Raw genomic sequence first — 26,757 nt, 5'->3', positions numbered from 1 at the left:
CGTTTGGGGGCCCCGCTTGCCGGATCGCGACCTGACCATCCGCCCGGCCACGCCGGACGACAGCGCGGCGATCGCCGCCATCTACGCCGATGCCGTGCAGAGCGGCACGGCGAGCTTCGAATTAACCCCGCCCGACGCGACGGCGATGGGGCAGCGGCTGGCCGCGCTTCTCGACGGCGGCTTCCCCTATCTCGTCGCGCAATCGGGCGGCACGATCGTCGGCTACGCCTATGCCGGCGCCTACCGGCCGCGGCCCGCCTACCGCTTCACGGTGGAGGATTCGGTCTATGTCGCCCGCCCCGCGCACGGCAGGGGCGTCGGCCGGGCGCTGCTCGCCGCGCTGATCGCCGAAGCGGAGGCCTGCGGCTTCCGTCAGATGATCGCGGTGATCGGCGACGAGGCCAGCGCCGGCTCGATCGCTCTGCACAAGGCGATGGGGTTCGATCTCGTCGGCACCTTCAAGGCGGTCGGCTGGAAGTTCGGCCGGTGGCGGGCCACCGTCCTGATGCAGCGCGCGCTGGGCCCGGGCGACACCGAGCCGCCGCCGGAGGGGCGTTAGCCGGCGCAACCGGCCGCGCCAGCCGGCGCAGCGGGAGGATCCGGCGGGTCCCCGCGCTGCCACGTCCCATGGGTCCTGGATCAAGTCCAGGACACGCGGCCGGTGTGTCGCGCTTAGGCCGTGCCCGGAAAACAAACGCGTGCTCCGGACCTGATCCGGAGCCCACGAAGCGGCAGCCGCACGGCAGGAGCGACGCGGCGGGAGGGAAAACCCAACGGCTTCCCGCGCTGCCACGCCCTATGGGTCCTGGATCAAGTCCAGGACACGCGGCCGGTGTGCGGCGCTTAGGCCGTGCCCGGAAAACAGACTCGAGCTCCGGACTTGATCCGGAGCCCATGAAGCGGCAGTCGCACGGCAGGAACGATGCGGCGGGAAGAAAAACCCGGCGGGTTTCCCGCGCTGCCACGCACTATGGGTCCTGGATCAAGTCCAGGACACGCGGCCCGTGTGTGGCGCTTAGGCCGTGCCCAAACGGAAGACTCGTGCTCCGGACCGGATCCGGAGCCCATGAAGCAGCAGCCGCACGGCAGGAACGACGCGGCGGGAGGGAAAACCCAACGGCTTCCCGCGCTGCCGCGCCCTATGGGTCCTGGATCAAGTCCAGGACACGCGGCTTGTGAATGGTTCTAGCCCGTGCCCGGAGAACAAATTCGTGCTCCGGACTTGATCCGGAGCCCATGAAGCAGTGGCCACGCGGCAAGACCGACGCGGCGAGAGGGATAACGGGCGATTGGCGAGGTGGTTGCCCGGATTTTCTGCGGAGGAAGATAGGGCGACGCCGGCAAACCGCTGATTCGGCGGACGATTCGGCAGGAACTATGGGAAAATACGCCATCCGCGCCGCAGTCGATCCGGCTGGGACGCGGCCGCGCGCCAACGACGGGCGCGCAAGAGGACAGGAGGCCCCCGGCCTCGCCGGCCTACGCCTCCACCAGCTTCAGGCGCCGGTCGATCGCCCGCAGGACCCGCGACAGATCGTGGCCGCGCTTGAGGATCAGGCCGGTGGTCGTGATGACGGAATAGGCGCCCTGGCGGCGGGCGAGCTTCGGGTTCTTCTCGATTCGGTAGAGCGGCGCCTCGCAGGCGCGCCGGAAGACGGAGAAGACCGCTTTTTCCTTCAGCGCGTCGATGGCGTAGTCGCGCCATTCGCCGGCGGCCACCATGCGCCCGTAGACATTGAGGATTTCGCCCAGTTCGCGGCGATCGAAGGAAACCCGGGCCGCGGCCCCATTGCGGGCTTCGGGACTGGCGGCGCGCATCGCAGGTCCGCGGCCGCCGGGGAACGATATGGGATCCGTTTCGCTCAACGGCTCCTCCCTCTCTCGCGCCTCGCTGTCACATGATCGTCAAAGGACCGGGGCCGCGTCAAGGACGCTTGCGGCCCGCATTGGCATCCGCATCGACGAACCGTGGACGCAGCTCCGCGTAAGGCACCGAAATTATCACATTTCCGCCCCATTCGCGCCCTTCACACGCCCGATTGCTCGAACAAATTCGCATCGTTGCCTCGAGGCCCGGTTCTAGGAGGCTCCGGAACACCCAGCCCCCCAGCCCCCCGGGGTCGTTCTTGAACCGGGCCCGTTTCTCCATTTCCGAATACTGCTGGTTAAGGCCCGACAGTCATCTGGCGCGGGCACCTGGCACGGGCCGGTCTCGCCGGCCCGATTTGTTTTTGATCCCCCTCGCCCCTTGAAAAAGTCGTCCGGCTCTTCCTATCTCGCCGCAGGAACGCTTCGTTCGCTGCGGAAATCCGGGATAGTCGATGAGCACCAAGACGAAAAAGACCGAAACAACCGAGGCGCAGGGCGCCGGGTCCTATGCTTTCGAGGCCGAGGTCGGCCGCCTTCTCGACCTGATGGTCCACGCGGTCTACTCCGACCGCGACGTGTTCCTGCGCGAGCTGATCTCCAACGGCGCCGACGCCTGCGAGAAGCTGCGCTACGCCGCGCGCCAGGACGATTCGCTGCTGAAGGGCGATCCGGCGCTCGCCGTCACCGTCACCCCCGACGCCGACGCCGGCACGCTGACGATCGCGGACAACGGCATCGGCATGGACCGCGACGAGCTCGTCGCCAATCTCGGCACCATCGCCCGCTCCGGCACCCAGGCCTTCGTCGAGGCGCTGAACGAGAGCGGCGGGGACGGCGGGGACGGCGCCGAGTCCTCCAGCCTGATCGGCCGCTTCGGCATCGGCTTCTATTCCGCCTTCATGGTCGCCGACAGGGTCGACGTCGTCAGCCGCAAGGCCGGCGCGACGGAGGGCTTCCGCTGGTCGTCCGACGGCCGCGGCAGCTACGAGATCGCGCCCGACGAGAGCGCGCCCGACCGCGGCACCCGCATCGTCCTGCACATGAAGGACGACGCCAGGAACTTCCTCGAGCCGCACCGGCTGGAGCAGATCGTCCACGCCCATTCCGCCCATGTTCCCGTGCCGATCCGGCTGAAGGAGGGCGAGACGGCCCGCGAGATCGCCGACGGCGGCGCGCTGTGGCTGAAGCCGAAGTCGGAGCTTTCGGAGGACGACTACCGCGAGTTCTACCGCCACGTCGCCGGCGCCTGGGACGAGCCGGCACTGACCGTCCACTACGCCGCCGAGGGCCGGCAGGCCTATCGCGTGCTGCTGTTCGTGCCCACCGAGAAGCCCTTCGACATGTTCGATCCGGCCCGCAAGGGCCGCACCCGGCTCTACGTGCGCCGGGTCTTCATCACCGACGACGCCGAGCTGATGCCCGGCTACCTGCGCTTCGTGCGCGGCCTCGTCGATTCCGACGACCTGCCGCTCAACATCTCGCGCGAGATGCTGCAGGAAAGCCCGCTGCTCGGCCAGATCCGCAAGGCCGTCGCCAACCGCGTGCTGAGCGAGCTGGCCAAGCTCGCCGACAAGGAGCCGGAACGCTACGCGCAGATCTGGTCGGCCTTCGGCCCGGTTCTCAAGGAAGGGCTCTACGAGGACATCGAGCGCCGCGACACCCTGCTCGGCCTCGCCCGCTTCCATACCACCAGGGATGCCGACGGCTGGCGCTCGCTGAAGGACTATGTCGCCGACATGCGGGAGAACCAGACCGCGATCTACTACGTCACCGGCGACAGCGCCGCGCAGGCCGCCGCCAGCCCGCATCTGGAAGGCTTCCGCGCCCGCGGCATCGAGGTGCTGCTGCTGACCGATCCGGTCGACCATTTCTGGGTGCGCGTCGCCACCGGCTTCGACGGCAAGCCGCTGAAGTCGGTGAGCCAGGGCGACGCCGACATCACCAACGTCGCGCTGCTCGACGAAAAGGCCGCGGACGAGGACGACGAGGCCGGCCCGGCGGTCGCCACGCTGGCCGCCTTCGTCAAGCAGACGCTCGGCGACGCGGTTCAGGACGTGCGCGCCTCCACCCGCCTCGCCGAGAGCCCGGTCTGCCTGGTGGCGACCGAAGGCGCGCTCGACCGGCGGCTCGAACGCATGCTCGCCAAACAGGAGGGCGCGCCCGAGCGCGCCGCCCCCGTGCTGGAACTCAACCCGCGCCACGCGCTGATCAAGCATCTCGCCGCCCAGGCCGGCGGCGACGGCGACAAGGCGCTGCTGGCCGACGCCGCCTGGCTGCTCTACGACGAGGCCTGCATCCTCGACGGCGAGACGCCGGCGGACCCGGCCGCCTTCGCCGGCCGGCTGACGCGGCTGCTGCTGGGAAGAGCCGACGGATAAGGGTGCGCTACAGCCGCGCCGCCGCGAGGATCGGGCCGGGCGCGGCGCCGTCGCCCTCCTGCAGGATGACGGCGCATTTCGCGTCGCCGTCGGCAGGCAGCGGCACCGTCAGCGTCGCGGCGTCGCCGGTCCATTTGCCGATCGGCTCGATGCGGCGCACGACGTTGGAATAGGTGACCGTCTTGCCGCGGTTCTCGCCGCGCTCGATTTTCACCGTCTTTTCGTCGTCGAAGACGACCAGCCACAGCGTCGCCGGCTTCGGCCGCGAGAGGAGGCCGCGCGCCTTTCCGGTCTCGATCACCATCGCGCCGCCGTCGCGACGCAGGGCGAGGTCCACCGCCTTCGTGTCGAGCCGGTCGCCGGTCGACTGCATGGCGTTCCTCAGGTCCGTCCGGTCGGAGCCGACAGCGTGCATCATGCCGTTGACGACCGCCTGCGGCGTATAGACGGCGCGATCGCCGCGCGCGTGGGCATAGGCCTTCTGGCGCTTGGTGAAGTCCGGGCTGGCCAGCGTGTCCTTCCAGCCGAGATAGTCCCAGTAGTCGACGTTGAAGCTGAGCGCGAGCACGTCGCCGCGATCAGCCATCTCGCCGAGCACCGCATCGGCGGGCGGACAGGACGAGCAGCCCTGGCTGGTGAACAGCTCGACGACGTCGAGCCGCTCCCCCGCCTTAGCCGCCCCCATGCCCAGGGGGGTAATAACGAGCGGCAAGAAAGCAAGCGCCAGCGCCGCCGCGGCAAGGCGCGCAGATCGTCGGGAAAACCGTAGCCAATTCATCGCGAAACTGCCCGAAAGCCTTGTCGTGCCGGCGGCACCGATCGCTTCGGGATACGCGGTCGCGGCTTCAAACGCCAGTCACATTGGGGTGACGCCCGCGCCCGGACGGGTGCCCCACCCACAACAATCACGCGGAGAGAGCCGGCGGAAAAACCGGCTGGAAAATTCGCAAGGAAACCACGCGGCCCCGATCGTGAAGATCGGGGCCGCCGGTCATGGTGCTCGCTCAGGCGGCGAGGTTGCGCAGCACGTACTGCAGGATGCCGCCGTTCTTGAAGTAGTCGAGCTCGTCGAGCGTATCGATGCGGCACAGGAGCGGCACCGACTTGGTCTTTCCGTCGGCGAAGGTGATCTTCGCCGTCAGCGTCGCGCCCGGCTTCAGCGTCTCCTGCAGCCCCTCGATGGTGACGATCTCGTCGCCGGTCAGGCCCAGCGTCTGCCAGGACTGGTCGTCGGTGAACTGCAGCGGCAGCACGCCCATACCGATCAGGTTGGAGCGGTGGATGCGCTCGAACGACTGGGCGACGACCGCGCGCACGCCGAGCAGGCGGGTGCCCTTGGCCGCCCAGTCACGCGACGATCCGGTGCCGTATTCCTTGCCGGCGAACACCACCAGCGGCACGTTCTCGCCGCGATACTTCATCGCCGCGTCGTAGATCGACATCTCCTTGCCATCGGGATGATGGATCGTCACGCCACCTTCGACGCCCGGCACCATCTGGTTCTTGATGCGGATGTTGGCGAAGGTGCCGCGCATCATCACCTCGTGGTTGCCGCGCCGCGTGCCGTACTGGTTGAAGTCGATCGGCTTCACCTTGTTGCCGACCAGGTACTGGCCGGCCGGGCTGTCCGCCTTGATCGAGCCGGCCGGCGAGATGTGGTCGGTGGTGATCGAGTCGAGGAACAGGCCGAGCACGCGAGCGTTCTCGATGTCGGTCACCGCCTCGGGCTCGCGCGCCATGTCGACGAAGTAGGGCGGGTTCTGCACGTAGGTGGACTTCGACTCCCAGCCGTAGGTCAGGCCGCCCTCGACGGCGATCTTGCGCCAGTGGCGGTCGCCCTTGAACACGTCGGCATACTTCTCGCGGAACATCGACCGGGTGATCGTCTTGTGGACGACGTCGGCGACCTCCTCGGACGACGGCCAGATGTCCTTCAGGTACACCGGATTGCCCTTGCGGTCCGTGCCGATCGCATCCTTGGTGATGTCGATCTGCATCGAGCCGGCGAGCGCGTAGACGACGACCAGCGGCGGCGAGGCCAGATAGTTGGCGCGCACGTCCGGATTGACCCGGCCCTCGAAGTTGCGGTTGCCCGACAGGACCGAGCAGGCGACGAGATCGGCCGAATTGACCGTCTTCGACACCGGCTCGGGCAGCGGCCCGGAGTTGCCGATGCAGGTGGTGCAGCCGAAGCCGACCAGGTTGAAGCCGACCTTGTTGAGCTCCTTCTGCAGCCCCGACTTCTCCAGGTACTCGGCGACCACCTGGCTGCCGGGCGCCAGCGACGTCTTCACCCACGGCTTGGGCTTGAGCCCGAGCGCGGCGGCGTTGCGGGCGACCAGGCCGGCGGCCATCATCACGTAGGGGTTGGAGGTATTGGTGCACGAGGTGATCGCCGCGATCACCACGTCGCCGTGGCCCAGATCGAAGCTCTCGCCGTCAACCTCGGCGCGCCGTTCGATCTCCTCGCCCTTGCCGAACTCGGTCTTCAGCGCCTCGACGAATTTCGGCTTGGCCTCGGACAGCAGGACCCGGTCCTGCGGCCGCTTCGGACCGGCGATCGACGGCTCGACGTCGCCGAGGTCGAGTTCGAGCGAATCGGTGAAGACCGGATCCTTGGCGCGCGCGGTGCGGTACATGCCCTGCGCCTTGGCGTAGGCCTCGACCAGCTCGATACGCCCCTTGGCGCGGCCGGTCTGGTTCAGGTAGCGGATCGTGTCCTCGTCGATGGGGAAGAAGCCGCAGGTCGCGCCGTATTCCGGCGCCATGTTGGCGATCGTCGCCCGGTCCTCGAGCGGCAGGTGGTTGAGGCCGGCGCCGTAGAACTCGACGAACTTGCCGACCACGCCCTTCTGGCGCAGCATCTGGGTGACGGTCAGCACCAAGTCGGTCGCCGTCACGCCCTCCTTGAGCTTGCCCGTCAGCTTGAAGCCGATCACCTCGGGGATCAGCATCGAGATCGGCTGGCCGAGCATCGCGGCCTCAGCCTCGATGCCGCCGACGCCCCAGCCCAGCACCGACAGGCCGTTGACCATCGTCGTGTGGCTGTCCGTGCCCACCAGCGTGTCCGGGAAAGCCTGCTCCACGGTATTGGTCTTGCCCTTGGCGTCCTTGGTCTTGAACTTCTTGGTCCAGACGGTCTGGCCGAGATACTCCAGGTTCACCTGGTGGCAGATGCCGGTTCCGGGCGGCACCACGCGGAAGTTGTCGAACGCTTCCTGACCCCAGCGCAGGAAGCGGTAGCGCTCGCCGTTGCGCTCGTATTCACGATCGACGTTGACCTTGAAGGCGCGCTGGTTGCCGAACGCGTCGACGATCACCGAGTGGTCGATGACCAGATCCACCGGCACCAGCGGATTGATCTTCTTGGGATCGCCGCCGAGCGCGGTCATGGCGTCGCGCATCGCGGCGAGGTCGACGATCGCCGGCACGCCGGTGAAGTCCTGCATCAGCACGCGCGCCGGGCGGAAGGCGATCTCGCGGTCGGACGACCGCTTGCGCAGCCAGCTCGCCATCGCCTTGATATCGGCCTTCTTGACGGTGCGCCCGTCCTCGTTGCGCAGCAGGTTCTCCAGAAGGACCTTGAGCGAATAGGGAAGCGAGGAGATGTCCTTGAGACCGTTCTTCTCGGCCGCCTTGAGGCTGAAATACTCGTAGGTCTTGTTGCCGACCTTGAGGGTCTTGCGGGCTTTGAAACTGTCGAGGGAGGTGGAGGTCACTGCGTCGGCCTCTTGCGTTCGGGGGTTCAGGGCGAGATGGGGCAGCGTCCACGGTGCGCAATATGACCACGACTTACGTCGCAGGCGCCGGCCCGACTTGCCGGGTATATAGAGAATTTCTAAGAGTGGTGCCAATACGACGTGAGAAAGGCGAGGCCCGTCCCGCACATGGCGACCCGATCGCGCGCCCGATACAGATCCGCATGAGGCCGTCACCATGAAGCTGGTGGGAGACGATCTCGCGTGCGTGCGCGGCGGCCGCGAGGTGTTTTCCGGCCTCGGTTTCGCGGTCGATGCCGGCGAGCTTCTGGTGCTGCGCGGCCCCAACGGCGCCGGCAAGTCGTCGCTCTTGCGCCTCGTCGCCGGGCTGGTGCCCGTGAGCGCGGGCCGGCTCCGCCTCGACGGTGCCGCCGAGGACGTGCCGGTCGGCGAGTACGCCCACTATGTCGGCCATCTCGACGCGCTGAAGCCCGCGCTCACCGTTGCCGAGAACCTCGGCTTCTGGGCCGGGATGCTCGGCCGGCGCAAGGCCGATACAGGCACTGCGCTCGCGGAGGTCGGCCTTGCCGCGCTCGCCGACTTTCCCGCCGGCATCCTGTCGGCCGGCCAGCGCCGGCGCCTTGCGCTCGCCCGCCTGATCGCCTGCGAGCGGCCGCTGTGGCTGCTGGACGAGCCGACGACGGCGATCGACGCGCAGGCGCGTGCGCGCCTATTCGACCTGATTCGCGCCCATCTCGCCGGCGGCGGCCTGGCACTCGTGGCGACCCATGACGCGCTGCCCTTCGAGACGCGGGTGCTGGAGATGGGCGGCCCCGCGCCAAACCCGGCCCGGAACGATGCCGGCGCTGAAACGGGTGCCGATACTGGAGGGGACGCGACATGACCGGCGCCGTCGCCGCCCTGTTCCGCCGCGAGATCCGCCTGTCGCTGCGCGTCGGCGGCGGCGCCATGATGGGCGCGGTGTTCTTTCTGATCGTCATCGCGCTGATGCCCTTCGCCATCGGCCCCGACCTGAACCTCCTGAAGCGGGTCGGCCCGGCGGTCCTCTGGATAGGCGCGCTGCTGGCCACCCTGATCGGCCTCGACCGGCTGTTCCAGGCCGATCACGAGGACGGCTCGCTCGACCTCCTGACCATGACCGAGACGCCGCTCGTCGTCATCGTCGCGGTGAAGGCGATCGCCCACTGGGTGACGACCGGCCTGCCGCTGGTCGTCGCCGCGCCGCTGCTCGGGCTGATGCTCAACGTCGATCCCGCCGCCCTCGGCGCCGTCGCGCTGACGCTTCTGGTCGGCACGCCGGCGCTGACCTTCCTGGGCGCCATCGGCGCGGCCCTGACGGTGGCGCTGCGCCGCGGCGGCCTGCTGGTTCCGGTGACGGTCTTGCCGCTGACGGTGCCCGTGCTCATCTTCGGCGTCGGCGCGACGGACGCGGCGATCACCGGCCCGGTGCCGATGTCGACGCCGCTTCTGGTCCTTGCCGCGTTGACGCTTCTGAGCCTCGTTCTCGCCCCGATCGCCGCCGCCGCGGCGCTGAAACTGGCGCTGGAGTAGGAATAGCCGTGCCGCGACGTTGTTTCGTATCTCAGTTCCGCCGAACTTTGTGCCATAACAGGCGGCGAAGGATCGCGTGATGATCGAACTCGCCAACCCGACCCGATTCATGGCGTACTCCGAACGCCTGCTGCCCTGGCTGTGGGCCGCGGCCGCGCTTGTCTGCGCGCTCGGCCTTTTCCTGGCCTTCCGCGCGCCCGCCGACTACCAGCAGGGCGAGACCGTGCTGATCATGTACATCCACGTGCCGGCCGCCTGGCTGGCGATGATGTGCTATTCGATCGTCGCCGTGTCGTCGCTGGGCACGCTGGTCTGGCGCCACCCGCTCGCCGACGTCTCGGCCAAGGCCGCAGCCCCGATCGGCGCCGCCTTCACCTTCCTGGCGCTGGTCACCGGCTCGCTGTGGGGCAAGCCGATGTGGGGCACCTGGTGGGTGTGGGACGCGCGCCTGACCTCGGTGCTGATCCTGTTCCTGATGTATCTCGGCCTGATCGCGCTATGGCGCGCCTTCGACGATCCCGCCCGCGCCGCGCGGCCCGTCGCGATCCTGGCGCTGGTCGGCTTCGTCAACATCCCGATTATCAAGTTCTCGGTCGACTGGTGGAACACCCTGCACCAGCCCGCCAGCGTCTTCCGCCTCGACGGGCCGACGATCGATTCCTCGATGCTGTATCCGCTTCTGACCATGGGCGTCGGCTATACGCTCCTGTTCTTCGCCCTACATACCGCGGCCATGCGCAACGAGGTGATGCGCCGCCGGGTCCGGGCGCTGCGCGTCAGGGCGGCCGGCGCGCTGGCGCCCGCGCAATGACCAGATCGAGGAGCTGAGCCAATGGTCGACCATCTCGGATTCATCGTCGCCGCCTATGCCCTGACCGCCACCGTGCTGCTCGGCCTCGTCGTCTGGGTGGTCGCCGACGGCCGCGTCCAGAAGGCGGCGCTGGCCGAACTCGACAGGCGCGGCGTGCGCCGCGCGGGCGGCAACCGATGACCGCCGAGGACACCGCTCCCGGAAAGTCGGGGCCCGGGAATCCGGCGCCCGAGAAATCCGCGCCCGCGAAAGCCGCCAGACCGAAGCGCTCGCTGCTCGGCCGCATCGTCGTCGCCACGCCGCTGGTGGTGTTCGCGGGTCTCGCCGGGCTGTTCCTGTTCCGCCTCTATGCCGGTGACCCGAGCGTCGTGCCCTCCGCCCTGATCGGCCGCGAGGTGCCCCAATTCAGCCTCCCCGCCCTCGACGGCCTGGTGGAGGACGGCAAGGCGGTGCCGGGCTTTTCGACCGACGACCTCAAGGGCCAGGGCGTGACCGTGGTCAATGTCTGGGCGTCGTGGTGCGTGCCCTGCCGCGAGGAGCATCCCTTCATCGAGGCCCTGGGCGAGGACGACCGCTTCCGCGTCTTCGGCCTCAACTACAAGGACGGCGCCGACAACGCCCGCCGCTTCCTCGGCCGCTACGGCAATCCGTTCGATGCCGTCGGCGCCGACGAGAAGGGCCGCGTCGGCATCGACTGGGGCGTCTACGGCGTGCCCGAGACCTTCGTCGTCGACAACGACGGCCGCATCGTCTTCAAGCATGTCGGCCCGCTCAACGCGCGCTCGCTGGCCGACCGGCTGATGCCCGAAATCGAGAAGGCGCTGAAGCCGAAGCCCTCTTCCTGATGAAGCACTCGTCGTGACACCGCGTCGGACGGATTGATTTTGCCGCGCGCTTGACGGCACCATTTCACGTCATGAGCGATCTCGAGCCCGACTTCCACCACACCGTCCCGCCCGGCGACACGCTGGAGCGGCGCGTGTGCACGCGCTGCGGCTTTGTCCACTACGACAATCCCAAGGTCGTCGTCGGCTCGGTGGTCCGGTCGCAGGGCGGGATCCTGCTCTGCCGCCGCGCGATCTTCCCCCGCCGCGGCTTCTGGACGATCCCCGCCGGCTATCTGGAACTGAACGAAGCCCCCGATGCCGGCGCCCGCCGCGAGGCGTTCGAGGAGGCCAACGCCGAGATCGCCATTTCCGGCATCCTCGCCGTCTATTCGGTGCCGCGGTTGTCGCAGGTGCAGGTGATCTTCCAGGCGACGCTCGCCGGCGGTTTCTCGCCCGGCGCGGAAAGCCTGGAGGTGAAGCTGTTCGACTGGGCCGACATCCCCTGGGACGAGCTCGCCTTCCCGTCGGTGCACTGGGCGCTGGGCCACGACAGGGCGAGCGAACTCGGCGAGGCCGCCCCGCCCTTCGTCAACCCGCAAGGCCAGACCGGCGACCTGTTTCCCGGCGGCAAGCCGCTGACCCGGTAGGCGGCTCAGGCCTTCTCGGCCTCGTCCTCCAGCCCGTATTTCTTCAGAAGCGGCAGCTGCGCCACGGCGAACAGCATGGTGATCGGCATGATGCCGAACACCTTGAAGCTGACCCAGAAGTCGGTGGAGAAGTTGCGCCAGACGACCTCGTTCAGCACCGCCAGGAAGACGAAGAAGACCGCCCAGCGCCAGGTGATGACGCGCCAGCCCTCCTCGCTGAGCTGGAACACGGTGCCGAAGGCGTATTTGAGCAGCGTGCGGCGGAAATAGAGCCCGGCGACCAGGATCCCGGCGAAGGCGAGGTTCACGATGGTCGGCTTCATCTTGATGAAGACGTCGTCCTGCAGCCACAGCGTCAGCCCGCCGAACACGGTGACGAAGACCGCCGTGACCAGCGGCATCACCGGCACGTTGCGCAGGATGATCCACGAGATCGCAACCGAGATCAGCGTCGCCGGGATGAACAGGCCGGTCGCCCAGAAGATGCCGAGCTTCCAGTTGCCGATGAAGAAGATGACGAGCGGGCCGAGCTCCAGCGCCGGGCGCACCCATTCCGGCGGGCCGGGATGGCGTTCGACGGTTTCGGGACGGGTCATGGCTGGAAACTCCCGATGCGTCCTTTGGGGGATACAGGCAGAGCGGCGGCGCGATCCGCCCCCGAGGGCAGGCGCCGGCGCGGCGTCACGTCACGGTTCCCGGCCGGCATCGCCGCCCTCCGTCGCATCGCCGTCGATCGCCTCTCCGACGATCGCGCGGGCGAACTCGCTCGCCGTGAACGGGTGCAGGTCGTCGACGCCCTCACCGACGCCGATGACGTGGACCGGCAGGCCGTGCTTGGCGGCGATGGCGACCAGGATGCCGCCGCGCGCGGTGCCGTCGAGCTTGGTCATCGCCAGCCCGGTGACGCCGCAGACCTGGCGGAAGATCTCCGTCTGGTTCATGGCGTTCTGGCCCGTCGTCGCGTCGAGCACCAGCAGGACGTCGTGCGGCGCGGTCTCGTCCTGCTTCCTGATGACGCGGACGATCTTCTCCAGTTCCGCCATCAGCTCGGTGCGGTTCTGAAGCCGCCCGGCGGTGTCGATCATCACCACGTCGGCCTGCGCCGCGCGCGCCTGCTGCAACGCCTCGAAGGCGAGCGCGGAGGCGTCCGAGCCCTGCTCGCGGGCGACCACGGTCGCGCCGGTGCGCTCGCCCCAGATCTTGAGCTGCTCGATCGCCGCGGCGCGGAACGTGTCGCCGGCGCCGAGCACCACCGACCTGCCCTCGCGGCGGAACTGCGCGGCGAGCTTGCCGATGGTCGTGGTCTTGCCGGCGCCGTTGACGCCGACGACGAGGATCACATGCGGGGACTTCGCCGGATCGATCGCCAGCGGCTTGGCCACCGGCTCCAGCACCGCCTCGATTTCCTGGGCGAGCACGGTGCGCAGCTCGACGTCGTCGATTTCCTTGTCGTAGCGTTCCTTGGCCAGCCGCTCGGTGATGCGCACCGCCGTTTCCACGCCGAGATCGGCCTGGATCAGGATGTCTTCCAGATCCTGCAGCGTCTCGTCGTCGAGCTTGCGCTTGCGGATCAGCGCAGTGAGGTTCTGCCCCAGCGCCGAGGACGACCGCGACAGCCCGGCGCGCAGCCGTTGCAGCCACGAGCGCGGCTTCTCGGTCCCGGACCTACCCGTTTCGGACACGTCCGCCCCGGACTGGTCCGTCGCGGGCTCCGCCGTCCCGGGCTTGTCCGTCCCGGTGGCGACGGCCTGATCTTCCGGAGCCTTGCGGCCGAGCAGCCGGTCCATAAGGCTCGGGCCGGACTTCTCTTCGCTCATGCTGCCGCCATTCCAATGGGGTCTACGCGGGTCTCGAGACGGCGACCGTCATGGCCGGTGACGCGCGCCCTGACGACCGAACCGGACGGCAAGGCCCGGTCGAGCCGGGCGACGGTGAACTGCTCGGTGCGTCCGCTCGTTTCGGTTTCCACCAGCACCAGCCGGTCGCGGCCGATCTCGGCGTCGAGATGGCGTCTCAGCGCCGCCTCGCCTTCCGTCCTGAGCCGCGCCGCGCGCTCCTTGACGAGCCGCCGGTCGACCTGCGGCATGCGCGCCGCCGGGGTGCCGGTGCGCGGTGAGAACGGGAAGACGTGCAGATGCGTCAGGCCGCAATCGGCGACGATCCTCAGCGTGTTCTCGAACATCGCGTCGGTCTCGGTCGGGAAGCCGGCGATCAGATCGGCGCCGAACACCATGTCGGGCCTGAGCCGGCGCACCGCGTCGCAGAACTCCACCGACTGGGCGCGCGAATGCCGCCGCTTCATCCGCTTCAGGATCATGTCGTCGCCGGCCTGCAGCGACAGATGCAGATGCGGCATCAGCCGCTCCTCCTCGGCGATCGCCCGCAGCAGGTCGTCGTCGGCTTCCACCGAATCGATCGAGGAGATGCGCAGCCGCCCCAGCTCGGGGACATGGCGCAGGATGGCCCGGACCAGCGTGCCGAAGCGCGGATGGCCCGGCAGGTCGCCGCCATAGGAGGTGAGGTCGACGCCGGTCAGCACCACCTCCGCATAGCCCGCCTCGACCAGACGGCGCACCTGATCGACGACCCCGCCCATCGGCACCGAGCGCGACGGACCGCGGCCATAGGGGATGATGCAGAAGGTGCAGCGATGATCGCAGCCGTTCTGCACCTGCACGAAGGCGCGCGCCCGGCCCTCGAACCCCTCGATCAGATGGGCGCCGGTCTCGGTCAGCTCCATGATGTCGTTGACGCGCACCTTCTCGGCCTGCTCGGCCCCGAACGGCAGTGCGCGATAGCTTTCCGGCTTCAGCTTCTCAGCATTGCCGAGCACCAGGTCGACCTCCGCCATGTCGGCGAAGGTCTGCGGCTCGGTCTGCGCCGCGCAGCCGGTGACGACGATGCGCGCGGCCGGATTCTCGCGCCGCGCCTTGCGGATCGCCTGGCGCGCCTGGCGCACGGCCTCGCCGGTCACCGCACAGGTATTGACGACGATGGTGTCGGCGAGGTCGGCCTCGTCGGCCAGCTCGCGGATCGCCTCGGATTCCGCCGCGTTGAGGCGGCAGCCGAAGGTCAGGATATCGGGCCGGGACATCGCGTTTCTCCCGGTCAGGCCGCCGGAGCGGCGGTCTCGACGGAGACTGCGCCCTCGTATTCGAGTTCCCACGGCCCGGTCATCAGCACGTGATCGTCGGACTCGCGCCAGTCGATGCGCAGCGGTCCGCCCGGCAGCGTCACCGTGACGGCGCGCTCCGTCAGCTTCTTGCGCGCGGCCGCCACCGCGGCGGCACAGGCCGCCGAGCCGCAGGCCCGCGTCAGGCCGGCGCCGCGCTCCCACACCTTCAGCGTGATCGCCTCGCGGCTCGTCACCTGGGCAAGGCTGATATTGGCGCGCTCGGGAAAGACCGGATGGTTCTCCAGAAGCGGCCCGATCTTCGACAGATCGTAGGCCTCGACATCGTCGACCCAGAAGATCGCGTGCGGGTTGCCCATCGACAGCGCGCTGGGCGAATGCAGGATCGGCGCGTCGATCGGGCCGATCTGCAGTTCGATCGCGCGGGTGTCGCGGAATTCCTCGGCGAGCGGGATGGTCTCCCAGTTGAAGTCCGGCGGCCCCATGTCGACGGTTATCAGGCCGTCGCCGGCGTCCCAGGCGTTCAGCAGCCCCGCCGCCGTCTCGAAGGTCGCGGCGGACCCGCCGGTCTCCTGCATGACCAGCGCGGCGATGCAGCGCGCGCCGTTGCCGCAGGCACCCGACAGCGAACCGTCGTTGTTGTAGATGCGCACGGTCGCGTCGATCCCTTGCGCGCGCGGCGGCAGCAGCACCATCATCTGGTCGAAGCCGCTGCGCGGCGCGGCGGCGACGGCACGCACCATTTCGGGCGTCAGCGCGAGGCGATCCGCGCGCAGATCGACGACCAGGATCTCGTTGCCGAGCCCGTTCATCTTCTTGTAGCGGATCGTAGGCGCATTCATCGGGAAACTCCGTGCCGGCGACCACGGGCCGGCTGGCCCGTTATATGGCGTTTTTTCGCCCGTCGCGCCACCCTCGCCGCCGATCCGATGTCGCGCAGGTGTCGGATGCTATCAGATGGCGGCCGCCTCGATGGTTTCATAGCCCTTGTCCAGGTCGACCCGCACCAGCGCCGCGACCAGCCGCGCGAAGTCGGCGCGATCAACCAGGCTCGCCAGGCCGGCGGGATCGTCGGCGAGCCCGAGCCTGGCCGCCGCCTTCAGGGCGCGCCTGTCGGCGAAGGGATACAGTTCGGGCCAGACCGGCTGGACCTCGCGGAAGAACAGGTCGACGCCGACCTCGCCGATCCCCTTGAACGCCTTCAGCAAGTCGCGCTCCGCGGCGGGATTTCGGTTCGCCGCCGCGCGCAGATTGCCGAGATCCCCGCCGTAGCGATCGATCAGCAGCGCGCAGGTCTCGCCGAGCATGCGCGACGTGCTCTCGTCATAACGCGCATAGCCGGAGCGGTTCAGCACCCGCACCCGGGCCTCCCAGCCGGCGGCCAGCATCGCCTCCGGCGTCGTCCAGCCGGCCGCGAACAACGCCCCGGCCGCCGACAGCGCCGCGTTCGCCCGGATGCGCGCGCTGAACAGCAGCGCGGCGACCAGCCAGCAAAACAGCGCCGACGGCGTGCCCGCCGCGATATCGATCCCGAGCTCGTCGCAGAAGGTCCGCCCGTAGATATCGAGCAGGGCCCGGACGCGTTTCGTCTTTACCGGTTTCACCAGGACGCGCCTCCCCGCGCGCCACTTTACCGCAACCGGCAACGCGATCGACATCTTGCCGGACGGCAGGCGGATCCGTAGCGTCGCCCCGGACCTTAAGGACACACGCCAAGGAGACCGGCATGCATCCCGGCCCCAAGTTACCGTCACCGTGGGTGACCCGCTTCCTGTCGGGCACCAGGGCCGGCGGCACGATGCTCGATGTCGCCTGCGGATCGGGCCGGCACCTGCGGCACGGGCTCGACCAGGGCCTCGTCGTCACCGGCATCGACCGCGATCTGTCCGACGCCGAGGATCTGGGCGAGCGCGGCGACGTCGCCCTGATCGAGGCGGACCTGGAGACCGGCCGTCCGTTTCCGCTGAGGGACCTGCGGTTCGACGCCGTGGTCGTCACCCACTACCTGTGGCGGCCGATCCTGTCCGACATCGTCGGCTGCGTCGCCGACGACGGCGTCTTCGTCTACGAGACCTTCGCGCTCGGCCACCACCGCGAGGGCCGACCGATGCGGCCGGATTTCCTGCTGAAGCCCAACGAGCTGCTGGAGGTGGCATTGCCCCGCCTCGTGGTCATCGCCTACGAGCATGGCGAACTGCCCGGCGACGACGCTCACGGCGGGCACGCCCGCGTCGTCCAGCGCATCGCCGCCTGCGGACCCGGGCACCGCTGGGCCGGCGACACCCCCTTCGTATTCGCCGACGACCGCCCCCGATAGCGGGGCACGAAAGGCGCCGGCGGATCGCGAAACCGGCGTTACACCTTGATAAACGGACGATTGTCGGCCATATAGCGGCCATCCGAGACTCGCGGGCCGCGTTGCTTGAATATCCGCACAAGATATTTTGCCCGCTGGAATTGATCTCGTTTCTTCATTCGACAGCCCAGGCCACGCGGGGTGTCTTCGCCCCAAAACCGCGTGAGCGCGGGCGCTTTTGTATTGGCGCCGCGATCCGCGACCACGAAAGCATTCCTACTTGAACACTTTCTCTGAACTGAATCTGTCGGCCTCCGTGCTGCGCGCGCTTTCCGACGCCGGCCACGAGACGCCGACCCCGATCCAGGCCCAGGCCATTCCGCATCTCCTGAACGGCCGCGACCTCATCGGCATCGCCCAGACCGGCACCGGCAAGACCGCCGCCTTCGCCCTTCCGATTCTCGACCGTCTCGAGCGCCGCCATCAGACCCGTAACGGCGAGAGGCCCGCGCCCAAGTCGTGCCGCGTGCTGATCCTCAGCCCGACGCGGGAGCTGTCCGGCCAGATCGTCGACTCCTTCCGCAGCTACGGACGCCATCTTCCCCTCAAGGTCGAGCTCGTCATCGGCGGCGTGCCGATGAACCGGCAGATCCGGGCGCTGCAGCCCGGCGTCGACGTCCTCGTCGCCACCCCCGGCCGCCTGCTCGACCTGGTCGAGCAGAAGGCGCTGCGTCTCGACAAGGTCGAGGTGCTGGTGCTGGACGAGGCCGACCAGATGCTCGACATGGGCTTCATCCACGCGATCCGCGCGACCGTGAAGTTTCTGCCCGCCGAGCGCCAGACGCTGCTGTTCTCCGCCACCATGCCGCAGGCCATCGCCGATCTGTCGCGCCAGTTCCTGCGCGACCCCGTCCGCGTGTCGGTGACGCCGGTGGCCAAGACCGCCGACAAGATCGACCAGACCGTGATCCACGTCGACCGCGCCGAGAAGTCCAACCGGCTCGCCTCGGTGCTGAGCGATCCGGCGATCGACCGGGCGCTCGTGTTCACCCGCACCAAGCACGGCGCCGACAAGGTGGTCCGCCATCTCGCCAAGACCGGCATCTCGGCCGCCGCGATCCACGGCAACAAGTCGCAGAACCAGCGCGAGCGCACGCTTTCCGCGTTCCGCTCCGGCACCGTCCGCGCGCTGATCGCCACCGACATCGCCGCCCGCGGCCTCGACATCCCCGGCGTCAGCCACGTGGTCAACTACGATCTGCCGAACATCCCGGAATCCTACGTACATCGCATCGGCCGCACCGCGCGCGCCGGTGCCGACGGCATCGCCGTGTCGTTCTGCGACGCCGAGGAGCGGCCCTTTCTGCGCGACATCGAGCGGCTGATCCGTATGTCGATTCCCGTCGATGGCGCCGCGCCGCGTCCGGTGGTAACCTCCGCGCCGGTTGCGGGGGAAACGCCGGACCGCACGGAGGCCGGCGCGGACAAGCCGCGCCGCAACGGCCGCAAGCGCCGCCGCTCCGGCAGGGGTGGGCGGAGCCCGGAACGCCAGGGCCAGGAACGTCAGGGTCAGGAGCGCCAGGCTCAGGGCCAGCGGGACCAGGGTCAACGGACTCAGGGCCAGCGGGACCAGGCCCGGAAGGATCAGGGCCAGGAGAAATCCCGTGCCCGCCCGGCGGAGGCGCAGGCATCGAACCGTGCGAACCGGCATGCGCCCGCGAACGCCGCGAGCGGCTCCGGCCAGGACCTGGCCGGGATGTCGTTCCTGAAACGCAAGACCGGCGACCGGCGCTCGGCCGCCGCGGCGGTCAAGCCCTGATCGTCGGTTTCGAGAGAAGGAGACCTGGATGGCAAAGGAAGAAATGCTCGAATTCGAAGGGACCGTCACGGAAGTGCTTCCGGACGGTAACTTCCGGGTGAAGCTCGACAACGATCACGAGATCCTGGCCTACGCGGCCGGCAAGATGCGCAAGCACCGCATCCGCACCATCGCCGGCGACCGCGTGACGGTCGAGATGAGCCCGTACGATCTGGAGCGCGGCCGCATCAATTTCCGGCATCGCACCGGCGGCCCGGTTCCCGGCCAGCCCCGGCGCGGCGGCGGCAATTTCCGCCGGCGCTGAGCGGTCCGCCCCGCTCTCGCCGTCGCCCGGCAGGACGGCGGCCAATGCAGAAGACGGGCCGAACGGCCCTCTTTCCTTGACTCTTCGGGGTCTCGCGCGTATCACGCGCCATCTCTTGTGAAGAGACTTGCGATCGACACGGCCGTTGCGCACATGAGGCGTAGGGGTCGACACCCGCCAGCGAAGGTTCGCCCGCGGGTGCCGTTTTCGTTTGGAAACACGGTTTCGTTTGGAAGCATGGTGCCGCAATGGCCGACGAACTGAGGATCGAGGAGTGCGTCAACGCGGTCTGCCCGTGGTCGGGTGATCCCGTGCGCGCGGATTCGCTGACCCTCTACCGGGGCAGGGTCGTCGGCTTCTGCAACACCGGCTGCCGCGACAAGTTCGCCAAGGCCACCGCCCTGTTCGACGAAAACATCGGCTCCGACGGCAAGATCGACAGATAAGGCAGGTCTCTCACATGTTCGATTCTCTCCAGGAACGGCTTTCCGGCATTCTCGACGCGCTGACCAGGCGCGGCGCGCTGACCGAGGCGGATGTCGCCGCGGCGCTGCGCGAGGTGCGCCGGGCGCTGCTGGAGGCCGACGTCGCCCTCGACGTCGTGCGCGACTTCGTCGAGAAGGTGCGCGAGCGCGCCATCGGCGCCGACGTCGTCAAGTCGGTCACGCCCGGCCAGATGGTCGTCAAGATCGTCCACGACGTCCTCGTCGAAACGCTCGGCGCCGACGCCCAGACCATCGACCTGAACGCCCCGCCCCCGGTCGCCATCATGATGGTCGGCCTGCAGGGCTCCGGTAAGACCACCACCACCGCCAAGATCGCCAAGCGCCTGTCGGAGAAGCAGAAGCGCAAGGTGCTGATGGCCTCGCTCGACACCCGCCGGCCCGCCGCCCAGGAGCAGCTCAAGGTGCTCGGCGAGCAGATCGGCGTCGACAGCCTGCCCATCGTCGCCGGCCAGACGCCGGTGCAGATCGCCCAGCGCGCCATGCAGGCCGCCCGTCTCGGCGGCTACGACGTGGTGATGCTCGACACCGCCGGCCGCCAGTTCGTCGACGAGGCGCTGATGGTCGAGATGGCGGAGATCGAGACCGCCGCCAGCCCGCACGAGGTGCTGCTGGTCGCCGACGCGCTGACCGGCCAGGACGCCGTCAATCTCGCCCGCGCCTTCGACGAGCGCCTGGCGCTGACCGGCATCGTGCTGACGCGCCTGGACGGCGACGGCCGCGGCGGCGCGGCGCTGTCGATGCGCGCGGTCACCGGCAAGCCGATCAAGCTCGCCGGCGTCGGCGAGAAGATGGACGCGCTCGAGGACTTCCATCCCGAGCGCATCGCCGGCCGCATCCTCGGCATGGGCGACATCGTCTCGCTCGTCGAGAAGGCGGCCGAGACCATCGACGCCGAGAAGGCCAAGGCGATCGCCGACAAGATGCGCAAGGGCGCGTTCGACCTCGACGATCTCGCCGAGCAGCTCAAGCAGATGCAGAAGATCGGCGGCATGCAGGGCGTGCTCGGCATGATGCCCGGCATCGGCAAGATGAAGAAGCAGCTCGAGGGCGCCAATCTCGACGACCGCGTGATCAAGCGCCAGGCAGCGATCATCTCCTCGATGACGCGCCACGAGCGGCGCAAGCCGGACATCCTCAAGGCCAGCCGCAAGAAGCGCATCGCCGCCGGCTCCGGCACCCGGGTCGAGGACGTCAACCGCCTGCTCAAGATGCACCGCCAGATGGCCGACATGATGAAGGCCATGGGCAAGGGCAAGGGCGGCCTCGCCAAGCTGTTCGGAATGGGCGGCGGCATGCCGGCCCCCTCGCCGGAAGAGCTCGCCGCCATGCAGCAGGGCGACATGCCGAAGACGATGCCGAAGCTGCCGCCGATGCCCGGCGGCCTGCCCGGCCTCGGCGCGGGTGGCCTGCCGCCGGGTCTCGGCGGACCGGGCGGCCTGCCCGGCCTGCCGAAGGGTTTCATCAAGAAGAAATGACCGGGGCACGCTCCGGACAAGTGACGATCGGGAGCTTTCCCGACCTCCAACACCAGGACAACGAAAGCGAAAAGGACCTGAAATGTCTCTGAAGATCAGACTGGCCCGCGGCGGTGCCAAGAAGCGGCCGTTCTACCGCATCGTCGTCGCGGATTCGCGCAGCCCGCGCGACGGCCGCTTCATCGAGAAGCTCGGCACCTTCAACCCGCTGCTGCCGAAGGACCACGCCGAGCGCATCGTCCTCGACGTCGAGAAGGCCAAGGACTGGCTGGCCAAGGGCGCCACGCCGACCGACCGCGTGCTGCGCTTCCTCGATGCCGCCGGCGTCATGACGCGTCCGGCCCGCAACAACCCGAACAAGGGCAAGCCGGGCCAGAAGGCGCTCGAGCGCATCGAGCTGAGGCGCCAGGCCGAGGAAGAGGCCAAGGCCGCCGCCGAGGCGCCCGCCGAAGCCCCGGCCGAAGCGCCTGCGGAAGAGGCCCCGGCCGAGGAAGCGAAGGCCGAGTAATCGGCCTTCCGGCCGGTTCGGTTCCGATTTGGCTTTGAGGCGAGGCGCACGGTGGTGGCTGCGGACGGCAAACGGGTCTGCGTCGGCGTGGTCGGCGCGCCACACGGCGTCCGCGGCGAGGTTCGGATAAAGAGCTACACCGCCGAGCCGCTCGATATCGCCGCCTACGGTCCGCTGACGACCGAAAACGGGCGGACGGTCGAGATCCAGACCGCGCGGTTCGCCAAGACCGTGGTGATCGCCGCGCTGAAGGGCGTGACCGACCGCAACGCGGTGGAGGCGCTGAAGAACCAGCGCCTCTATGTCGACCGGGACCGGATGCCGGCCCCGGACGAGGACGAGTGGTACCACGCCGATCTGATCGGTCTCGAGGTCCGCGATACGGGCGGCGAGACGGTCGGAACGGTGGCGACGGTGCAGGATTTCGGCGGCGGTGATCTTCTCGAGATCCGCCTGAAGGGAACCCCGCGGACGGTGTTCGCGCCCTTCACTAGGGCCGTCGTCCCGACCGTCGACGTGGCCGCAGGCTTTTTGACGATCGACCCGCCCGAAGGTCTCTTCGACCAGGAAACGGGTCCGTCGGACGAGGAAGAGGACAGGAACGCGCAATGAGCGGATGGCACGCCACCGTGCTGACCATCTATCCGGGCATGTTTCCCGGACCGCTGGGCCATGCCTTGGCGGGCCGCGCGCTCGAGTCCGGCCTGTGGAACCTCGACGTCCTCGACATCCGCGACTTCGCCACCGACCGCCACCGCACCGTCGACGATACGCCGGCGGGTGGTGGCCCGGGCATGGTGATGAAGGCCGATATCGTCGCCGCCGCGCTCGACGAGGCGGTCGTCACGGGTCCGAAACGGCCGCGCATCCTGTTGTCGCCGCGCGGCAGGCCGCTGACCCAGGCCCGGATTCGCGAGCTGAGTGAAGGCCCGGGCGCGATCCTGCTCTGCGGCCGCTTCGAGGGTGTCGACGAGCGCGTCATCGAGGCCCGCGAGCTGGAAGAGGTCTCGCTCGGCGATTTCGTGCTGTCGGGCGGCGAGATCGCCGCGCTCGCCCTGATCGACGCCTGCGTGCGCCTGCTTCCCGGCGTCATGGGCGCCGAGGACTCCGCATCCGAGGAAAGCTTCGAGCAGGGCCTGCTCGAGTATCCCCACTACACCCGGCCCCAGGTCTGGGAAGACCGGGCGATCCCCGAGGTGCTTCTGTCCGGCGATCACGGTCGCGTCGCCAGGTGGCGGCGGGCCGAGGCCGAGCGGATCACCCGGGAGCGCCGCCCGGACCTGTGGGCGGCCTACCAGGCCGTTCAACGTGATGGCGGTAGAGGCCCGGACCGCCCGGGAAGTATCGACAAGTCAACCGGTTTCAAGTAGACGAACGCCAACCCAAGCGCAGGCGGCGGCCCCAAGTGCCCGCGACGCGCGAAGACTTTGAAGGAAGTAATCCGATGAACATCCTGCAGGAACTCGAAAAAGAGCATGCCGCCGCGCTCGCAACCGCCCGCGAGGTACCGGAATTCCAGCCCGGCGACACGCTGCGCGTGAACGTGCGCATCGTCGAAGGCGAGCGCACCCGCGTGCAGGCCTACGAGGGCGTCTGCATCGCCCGCGGCGGCCAGGGCATCAACGAGAGCTTCACCGTCCGCAAGATCTCCTACGGCGAGGGCGTCGAGCGCGTCTTTCCGATCCACTCGCCGAACATCGAGTCGATCGAGGTGAAGCGGCGCGGCAAGGTGCGCCGCGCGAAGCTGTATTACCTGCGCGAGCGCCGCGGCAAGTCGGCCCGCATCCCCGAGCGCGTGGACACCCGCGCCGGCGCCCGGGGCAGTAAGGCCCAGGCCAAGCCGGCCGAGCTGACCGCGCTGTTCAAGGCACCGAAGGGCGCGCCCGACGACCTGACCAAGATCAACGGCGTCGGCGAGGTGCTGGTCGAGAAGCTGCACAAGCTCGGCATCACCAAGTTCGAGCAGATCGCCAACTTCTCCGACGAAGACATCGCCAAGGTCGATGACGTGCTGGACTTCAAGGGCCGCATCGAGCGCGAGGACTGGATCGGCCAGGCCCGCGCGATGATCGCCGAGGCGACCGCCGACGAGGTCAAGGTCGACGAGGCGCCGGCAAAGGACGCCGCCGAGGAAGAGACGAAGGGCTGAGGTCCTTCTCCTCCGGATACCGGATCGAACGGGCGGCCATGAGGCCGCCCGTTTTGTTTTGAACGCCTTTTCGCAGACGACGGACCCGCGCCATGAGCAATCCCTTCACCGCCGCCAACCGCGCGAACTGGGACGAGCGCGTCGCCATCCATCTGCGCGACGCCGGCGCGATCTATCCGATCGAGGCCTTCCGCGCCGGGGCCGACACGCTGATGCCGATCGAGGCCGCCGAGATCGGCGACGTGAGCGGCCGGCGGATCGCCCATCTGCAGTGCCATTTCGGCCTCGACACGCTGAGCCTTGCCCGCCGCGGCGCCACGGTGACGGGCCTCGACTTCTCGCCGGCGGCCATCGCCGCGGCCCGCACGCTTGCCGCCGAGACGGGAATTCCGGCGGATTTCGAGGAGGGGGACGTCTACGAGGCCCGCGCGCTGCTGACGGGCGATTTCGACCTGGTCTACGTCTCCTGGGGCACGATCATCTGGTTGCCCGACATCCGCCGCTGGGCGGCCGTGGTCGCGAGCCTGCTCAGGCCCGGCGGACGGCTGTACCTGGCCGAGGGTCACCCGTCCCTCTCCCAGTTCGAGGAGGTCGACGGCAGGCTGGTCCTCACCTGGGACTGGAAGACTCCGGTCGACCGGCCGCTGGCATTCGACGACGCCGAAACCTATGCCGGCGACGGCACGGCGCTGAAGACCCCGCGCAGCTACGAGTGGATCCATCCAATCTCCGACATCGTCACGGCGCTGGTCGATGCCGGGCTGCGGCTCGACTTCCTGCACGAGCACGACGCCGTGCCCTGGGCCGCCGTGCCGATGATGCGGCAGGGCGAGGACCGGCTGTTCCGCATGCCCGGCGACACCGCCGGTCCGCCGCTGGCCTTTTCGCTCGGCGCGACCAGGATCGTTTGACGACGCCAAACATTGCCGTTTGCCCGTATCGACAGTATCTTCCGGCCATGCGCGCGAACAAAACGCACTTGCGGAGACCGAGCGTCACCGGCCGGGCCATCCGTGGCCGCGGCTCACGCGGCCTCGTGCCCGGTTGTCCGGGCGCGGCGCCGCTGCACGACCATGCGCTTCTGCCGTGGCGTTTCCACGCGCTGCTGCGCGCCGCCGACGGCATCCTCTGAACCGGGTTTCACGGCCGCTCCCGGCCATCACCAACGCCTGCCCGTCATCCCGCGGGCACCCCTGATTTGCGACGGAACGAAAGCACCATGTCCAAGCCGAGAACCCTTTACGACAAGATCTGGGACGACCACCTGGTCGACGAGCAGGAAGACGGCACCTGCCTGCTGTATATCGACCGCCACCTGGTTCACGAGGTGACGAGCCCGCAGGCCTTCGAGGGCCTGCGCATGAACGCCCGCACGGTGCGCGCGCCGCAGAAGACGCTCGCCGTGGTCGACCACAACGTGCCGACCACCGACCGCAGCCAGGGCATCGACGACCCGGAATCGGCGCTGCAGATCGAGACGCTGGCCAGGAACGCCGGCCAGTTCGGCGTCACCTATTTCGACGAGAACGACATCCGCCAGGGCATCGTCCACGTGATCGGCCCCGAGCAGGGCTTCACCCTGCCCGGCACCACCATCGTCTGCGGCGATTCCCACACCTCGACGCACGGCGCCTTCGGCGCGCTCGCCCACGGCATCGGCACCTCGGAGGTCGAGCACGTGCTCGCCACCCAGACGCTGATGCAGCGCAAGGCGCACAACATGAAGGTGGAGGTCGACGGCACCCTGCCCGAGGGCGTGACGCCGAAGGACGTGATCCTCGCCATCATCGGCGAGATCGGCACCGCCGGCGGCACCGGCCACGTCATCGAGTATGCCGGCGAGGTGTTCCGCGACATGTCGATGGAAGGCCGCATGACGGTGTGCAACATGTCGATCGAGGGCGGCGCGCGCGCCGGCATGATCGCCCCCGACGAGAAGACCTACGCCTATATCGAGGGCCGCCCGATGGCCCCGAAGGGCAAGGCCTGGGACATGGCGCGCGCCTACTGGGACACGCTGCCGAGCGACGACGGCGCCGAGTTCGACCGCATCGTCCGCCTCGACGGCAACGCGCTGCCGCCGATCGTCACCTGGGGCACCAGCCCGGAGGACGTGATCTCGATCACCGGCGCCGTGCCCGATCCCGAAGAGATCGCCGATGAGCACCGCCGCGAGGCCAAGCGCCGGGCGCTCGCCTATATGGGCCTGACGCCGGGCACGAAGATCACCGACATCCGCCCCCAGCGCGTCTTCATCGGCTCCTGCACCAACTCGCGCATCGAGGATCTGCGGGCGGCGGCGAAGATCATCGAGGGCCACACGGTCCATCCCGACGTCAACGGCATGGTCGTGCCGGGCTCCGGCCTCGTTAAGGAACAGGCGGAATCCGAGGGCCTCGACGAGATCTTCAGGGCCGCCGGCTTCGACTGGCGCGAGCCGGGCTGCTCCATGTGCCTGGCGATGAACGCCGACAAGCTGGCCCCGGAAGAGCGCTGCGCCTCGACCTCGAACCGCAACTTCGAGGGCCGCCAGGGCTTCAAGGGGCGCACCCACCTGGTCTCGCCAGAAATGGCGGCCGCCGCGGCGATCGCCGGCCATTTCGTCGACGTGCGCGAGTGGCCGAAGGCGGTCTGAACGCCATACCCGATACGCTCCCGGAGCCGCGCGGCGACAATCCTCGCGGCTCCGCGGGCACCCCGGGCCGTGACGCCACGGCCCGCGGTGACGCGACAAATTTGTAACATCCCCTGTCAAACCCGCCACG

The 26,757-nt window shown here is 68.8% G+C and carries 29 protein-coding genes; 20 read left to right on the top strand and 9 right to left on the bottom strand.

All coding sequences use genetic code 11. The features are described from left to right. The first annotated feature begins 16 nt into the window (after positions 1–16). Entirely contained in the window at positions 17–559 is a 543-nt protein-coding gene (locus MUB46_RS10585; RefSeq protein WP_261615865.1) for a GNAT family N-acetyltransferase, read from the top strand. 920 nt (positions 560–1,479) lie between these two features. Here the strand turns inward: MUB46_RS10585 and MUB46_RS10580 are convergent. Then, on the bottom strand, positions 1,480–1,818 hold the full coding sequence (locus MUB46_RS10580; RefSeq protein ID WP_261616058.1) for a DUF2794 domain-containing protein: 339 nt from the start codon (positions 1,816–1,818) through the stop codon (positions 1,480–1,482). Positions 1,819–2,321: 503 nt separating this feature from the next. Between MUB46_RS10580 and htpG the strand changes: the two genes are divergently transcribed. Next, entirely contained in the window at positions 2,322–4,247 is a 1,926-nt protein-coding gene (gene htpG, locus MUB46_RS10575) for a molecular chaperone HtpG (RefSeq protein ID WP_261615864.1), read from the top strand. 7 nt (positions 4,248–4,254) lie between these two features. Here htpG and MUB46_RS10570 read toward each other — a convergent pair whose 3' ends face one another. Both MUB46_RS10570 and acnA read right to left on the bottom strand, forming a co-directional pair. Next, entirely contained in the window at positions 4,255–4,959 is a 705-nt protein-coding gene (locus tag MUB46_RS10570; RefSeq protein WP_261615863.1) for a DUF1223 domain-containing protein, read from the bottom strand. Between the two features lie 292 nt (positions 4,960–5,251). Beyond that, on the bottom strand, positions 5,252–7,966 hold the full coding sequence (acnA, locus tag MUB46_RS10565) for an aconitate hydratase AcnA (protein WP_261615862.1): 2,715 nt from the start codon (positions 7,964–7,966) through the stop codon (positions 5,252–5,254). A gap of 217 nt (positions 7,967–8,183) precedes the next feature. Here acnA and ccmA point away from each other — a divergent pair, with 217 nt between their 5' ends. The 6 genes from ccmA (at position 8,184) to MUB46_RS10535 (ending at position 11,802) form a co-directional block, all read left to right on the top strand. Continuing rightward, on the top strand, positions 8,184–8,849 hold the full coding sequence (gene ccmA / locus MUB46_RS10560; protein WP_261615861.1) for a heme ABC exporter ATP-binding protein CcmA: 666 nt from the start codon (positions 8,184–8,186) through the stop codon (positions 8,847–8,849). Further along, positions 8,846–9,517, top strand: coding sequence for a heme exporter protein CcmB (gene ccmB / locus MUB46_RS10555; RefSeq protein ID WP_261615860.1), 672 nt, complete (start codon positions 8,846–8,848; stop codon positions 9,515–9,517). Before ccmA ends, ccmB begins: the two co-directional genes overlap by 4 nt. A 79-nt stretch (positions 9,518–9,596) precedes the next feature. Next, positions 9,597–10,328: a heme ABC transporter permease gene (locus MUB46_RS10550; RefSeq protein ID WP_261615859.1), complete on the top strand. Its 732-nt coding sequence runs from the start codon at positions 9,597–9,599 to the stop codon at positions 10,326–10,328. Between the two features lie 21 nt (positions 10,329–10,349). Further along, positions 10,350–10,508 carry a heme exporter protein CcmD gene (ccmD, locus tag MUB46_RS10545; protein WP_261615858.1) on the top strand — a complete coding sequence of 53 codons (159 nt, stop codon included), beginning with the start codon at positions 10,350–10,352 and terminating at the stop codon, positions 10,506–10,508. Then, complete coding sequence (locus tag MUB46_RS10540) at positions 10,505–11,173, top strand: DsbE family thiol:disulfide interchange protein (RefSeq protein ID WP_261615857.1); 669 nt, start codon at positions 10,505–10,507, stop codon at positions 11,171–11,173. Before ccmD ends, MUB46_RS10540 begins: the two co-directional genes overlap by 4 nt. A gap of 71 nt (positions 11,174–11,244) precedes the next feature. Next, positions 11,245–11,802, top strand: a complete 558-nt coding sequence (locus tag MUB46_RS10535) for an NUDIX hydrolase (RefSeq protein ID WP_261615856.1) — start codon at positions 11,245–11,247, stop codon at positions 11,800–11,802. Between the two features lie 5 nt (positions 11,803–11,807). Here MUB46_RS10535 and MUB46_RS10530 read toward each other — a convergent pair whose 3' ends face one another. The 5 genes from MUB46_RS10530 to MUB46_RS10510 all read right to left on the bottom strand — a co-directional run bounded on the left by MUB46_RS10530 (position 11,808) and on the right by MUB46_RS10510 (position 16,539). Further along, positions 11,808–12,398, bottom strand: a complete 591-nt coding sequence (locus tag MUB46_RS10530; protein WP_261615855.1) for a septation protein A — start codon at positions 12,396–12,398, stop codon at positions 11,808–11,810. Between the two features lie 90 nt (positions 12,399–12,488). Further along, positions 12,489–13,619 (bottom strand): signal recognition particle-docking protein FtsY, encoded by a 1,131-nt coding sequence (gene ftsY, locus MUB46_RS10525; RefSeq protein ID WP_261615854.1) that lies wholly within the window; start codon positions 13,617–13,619, stop codon positions 12,489–12,491. Next, a complete protein-coding gene (gene mtaB / locus MUB46_RS10520; RefSeq protein ID WP_261615853.1) occupies positions 13,616–14,896 on the bottom strand; it encodes a tRNA (N(6)-L-threonylcarbamoyladenosine(37)-C(2))-methylthiotransferase MtaB in 1,281 nt (426 codons plus the stop codon). Before mtaB ends, ftsY begins: the two co-directional genes overlap by 4 nt. Before the next feature lie 14 nt (positions 14,897–14,910). Then, positions 14,911–15,777 (bottom strand): diaminopimelate epimerase, encoded by an 867-nt coding sequence (dapF, locus tag MUB46_RS10515; protein ID WP_261615852.1) that lies wholly within the window; start codon positions 15,775–15,777, stop codon positions 14,911–14,913. A 111-nt stretch (positions 15,778–15,888) separates the two neighbouring features. Further along, positions 15,889–16,539: a hypothetical protein gene (locus MUB46_RS10510; RefSeq protein WP_261615851.1), complete on the bottom strand. Its 651-nt coding sequence runs from the start codon at positions 16,537–16,539 to the stop codon at positions 15,889–15,891. A 122-nt stretch (positions 16,540–16,661) separates the two neighbouring features. Between MUB46_RS10510 and MUB46_RS10505 the strand changes: the two genes are divergently transcribed. Next, a complete protein-coding gene (locus MUB46_RS10505) occupies positions 16,662–17,252 on the top strand; it encodes a class I SAM-dependent methyltransferase (RefSeq protein ID WP_261615850.1) in 591 nt (196 codons plus the stop codon). Positions 17,253–17,290: 38 nt separating this feature from the next. Here MUB46_RS10505 and MUB46_RS10500 read toward each other — a convergent pair whose 3' ends face one another. Then, positions 17,291–17,497, bottom strand: coding sequence for a hypothetical protein (locus MUB46_RS10500; protein ID WP_261615849.1), 207 nt, complete (start codon positions 17,495–17,497; stop codon positions 17,291–17,293). A gap of 14 nt (positions 17,498–17,511) precedes the next feature. On the opposite strand from MUB46_RS10500, the gene MUB46_RS10495 reads away from it, so the two are divergent. The 11 genes from MUB46_RS10495 (at position 17,512) to leuC (ending at position 26,627) form a co-directional block, all read left to right on the top strand. After that, positions 17,512–19,050, top strand: coding sequence for a DEAD/DEAH box helicase (locus tag MUB46_RS10495; protein ID WP_261615848.1), 1,539 nt, complete (start codon positions 17,512–17,514; stop codon positions 19,048–19,050). Positions 19,051–19,078: 28 nt separating this feature from the next. Then, positions 19,079–19,354, top strand: coding sequence for a translation initiation factor IF-1 (gene infA / locus MUB46_RS10490; RefSeq protein WP_261615847.1), 276 nt, complete (start codon positions 19,079–19,081; stop codon positions 19,352–19,354). Between the two features lie 248 nt (positions 19,355–19,602). Next, positions 19,603–19,800 (top strand): glutathione S-transferase, encoded by a 198-nt coding sequence (locus MUB46_RS10485; protein WP_261615846.1) that lies wholly within the window; start codon positions 19,603–19,605, stop codon positions 19,798–19,800. Between the two features lie 14 nt (positions 19,801–19,814). Next, complete coding sequence (gene ffh / locus MUB46_RS10480) at positions 19,815–21,335, top strand: signal recognition particle protein (RefSeq protein WP_261615845.1); 1,521 nt, start codon at positions 19,815–19,817, stop codon at positions 21,333–21,335. Between the two features lie 82 nt (positions 21,336–21,417). After that, a complete protein-coding gene (gene rpsP, locus MUB46_RS10475; RefSeq protein WP_261615844.1) occupies positions 21,418–21,843 on the top strand; it encodes a 30S ribosomal protein S16 in 426 nt (141 codons plus the stop codon). Between the two features lie 54 nt (positions 21,844–21,897). Next, entirely contained in the window at positions 21,898–22,455 is a 558-nt protein-coding gene (rimM, locus tag MUB46_RS10470; protein ID WP_261615843.1) for a ribosome maturation factor RimM, read from the top strand. After that, entirely contained in the window at positions 22,452–23,213 is a 762-nt protein-coding gene (gene trmD / locus MUB46_RS10465) for a tRNA (guanosine(37)-N1)-methyltransferase TrmD (RefSeq protein WP_261615842.1), read from the top strand. The genes rimM and trmD overlap by 4 nt, the downstream gene beginning before the upstream one ends. Before the next feature lie 74 nt (positions 23,214–23,287). Next, entirely contained in the window at positions 23,288–23,992 is a 705-nt protein-coding gene (gene rplS, locus MUB46_RS24270) for a 50S ribosomal protein L19 (protein WP_315902730.1), read from the top strand. 92 nt (positions 23,993–24,084) lie between these two features. Beyond that, a complete protein-coding gene (locus MUB46_RS10455) occupies positions 24,085–24,903 on the top strand; it encodes a class I SAM-dependent methyltransferase (RefSeq protein ID WP_261615841.1) in 819 nt (272 codons plus the stop codon). Between the two features lie 68 nt (positions 24,904–24,971). Continuing rightward, a complete protein-coding gene (locus tag MUB46_RS10450; protein ID WP_261615840.1) occupies positions 24,972–25,124 on the top strand; it encodes a hypothetical protein in 153 nt (50 codons plus the stop codon). A gap of 87 nt (positions 25,125–25,211) precedes the next feature. Then, on the top strand, positions 25,212–26,627 hold the full coding sequence (leuC, locus tag MUB46_RS10445; RefSeq protein WP_261615839.1) for a 3-isopropylmalate dehydratase large subunit: 1,416 nt from the start codon (positions 25,212–25,214) through the stop codon (positions 26,625–26,627). The last annotated feature ends 130 nt before the right edge of the window (positions 26,628–26,757 follow it).

Source organism: Microbaculum marinisediminis (assembly GCF_025397915.1).
Classification (GTDB): domain Bacteria; phylum Pseudomonadota; class Alphaproteobacteria; order Rhizobiales; family Tepidamorphaceae; genus Microbaculum; species Microbaculum marinisediminis.
Note: the sequence above shows the minus strand (reverse complement) of the source record. Positions and strands in the feature narration are given on the sequence as shown.

What these genes read in the sequence shown, in the direction of transcription:
- ccmB (WP_261615860.1), top strand. Translation starts at nt 8,846, where the DNA reads ATGACCGGCGCCGTCGCCGCCCTGTTCCGCCGCGAGATCCGCCTGTCG.
- MUB46_RS10505 (WP_261615850.1), top strand. Translation starts at nt 16,662, where the DNA reads ATGCATCCCGGCCCCAAGTTACCGTCACCGTGGGTGACCCGCTTCCTG.
- MUB46_RS10540 (WP_261615857.1), top strand. Translation starts at nt 10,505, where the DNA reads ATGACCGCCGAGGACACCGCTCCCGGAAAGTCGGGGCCCGGGAATCCG.
- MUB46_RS10535 (WP_261615856.1), top strand. Translation starts at nt 11,245, where the DNA reads ATGAGCGATCTCGAGCCCGACTTCCACCACACCGTCCCGCCCGGCGAC.
- rplS (WP_315902730.1), top strand. Translation starts at nt 23,288, where the DNA reads ATGAACATCCTGCAGGAACTCGAAAAAGAGCATGCCGCCGCGCTCGCA.
- ftsY (WP_261615854.1), bottom strand. Translation starts at nt 13,619, where the DNA reads ATGAGCGAAGAGAAGTCCGGCCCGAGCCTTATGGACCGGCTGCTCGGC.
- ccmD (WP_261615858.1), top strand. Translation starts at nt 10,350, where the DNA reads ATGGTCGACCATCTCGGATTCATCGTCGCCGCCTATGCCCTGACCGCC.
- dapF (WP_261615852.1), bottom strand. Translation starts at nt 15,777, where the DNA reads ATGAATGCGCCTACGATCCGCTACAAGAAGATGAACGGGCTCGGCAAC.
- htpG (WP_261615864.1), top strand. Translation starts at nt 2,322, where the DNA reads ATGAGCACCAAGACGAAAAAGACCGAAACAACCGAGGCGCAGGGCGCC.
- leuC (WP_261615839.1), top strand. Translation starts at nt 25,212, where the DNA reads ATGTCCAAGCCGAGAACCCTTTACGACAAGATCTGGGACGACCACCTG.
- ccmA (WP_261615861.1), top strand. Translation starts at nt 8,184, where the DNA reads ATGAAGCTGGTGGGAGACGATCTCGCGTGCGTGCGCGGCGGCCGCGAG.
- trmD (WP_261615842.1), top strand. Translation starts at nt 22,452, where the DNA reads ATGAGCGGATGGCACGCCACCGTGCTGACCATCTATCCGGGCATGTTT.
- MUB46_RS10530 (WP_261615855.1), bottom strand. Translation starts at nt 12,398, where the DNA reads ATGACCCGTCCCGAAACCGTCGAACGCCATCCCGGCCCGCCGGAATGG.
- MUB46_RS10550 (WP_261615859.1), top strand. Translation starts at nt 9,597, where the DNA reads ATGATCGAACTCGCCAACCCGACCCGATTCATGGCGTACTCCGAACGC.
- infA (WP_261615847.1), top strand. Translation starts at nt 19,079, where the DNA reads ATGGCAAAGGAAGAAATGCTCGAATTCGAAGGGACCGTCACGGAAGTG.
- ffh (WP_261615845.1), top strand. Translation starts at nt 19,815, where the DNA reads ATGTTCGATTCTCTCCAGGAACGGCTTTCCGGCATTCTCGACGCGCTG.
- MUB46_RS10485 (WP_261615846.1), top strand. Translation starts at nt 19,603, where the DNA reads ATGGCCGACGAACTGAGGATCGAGGAGTGCGTCAACGCGGTCTGCCCG.
- MUB46_RS10455 (WP_261615841.1), top strand. Translation starts at nt 24,085, where the DNA reads ATGAGCAATCCCTTCACCGCCGCCAACCGCGCGAACTGGGACGAGCGC.
- MUB46_RS10580 (WP_261616058.1), bottom strand. Translation starts at nt 1,818, where the DNA reads ATGCGCGCCGCCAGTCCCGAAGCCCGCAATGGGGCCGCGGCCCGGGTT.
- rpsP (WP_261615844.1), top strand. Translation starts at nt 21,418, where the DNA reads ATGTCTCTGAAGATCAGACTGGCCCGCGGCGGTGCCAAGAAGCGGCCG.
- mtaB (WP_261615853.1), bottom strand. Translation starts at nt 14,896, where the DNA reads ATGTCCCGGCCCGATATCCTGACCTTCGGCTGCCGCCTCAACGCGGCG.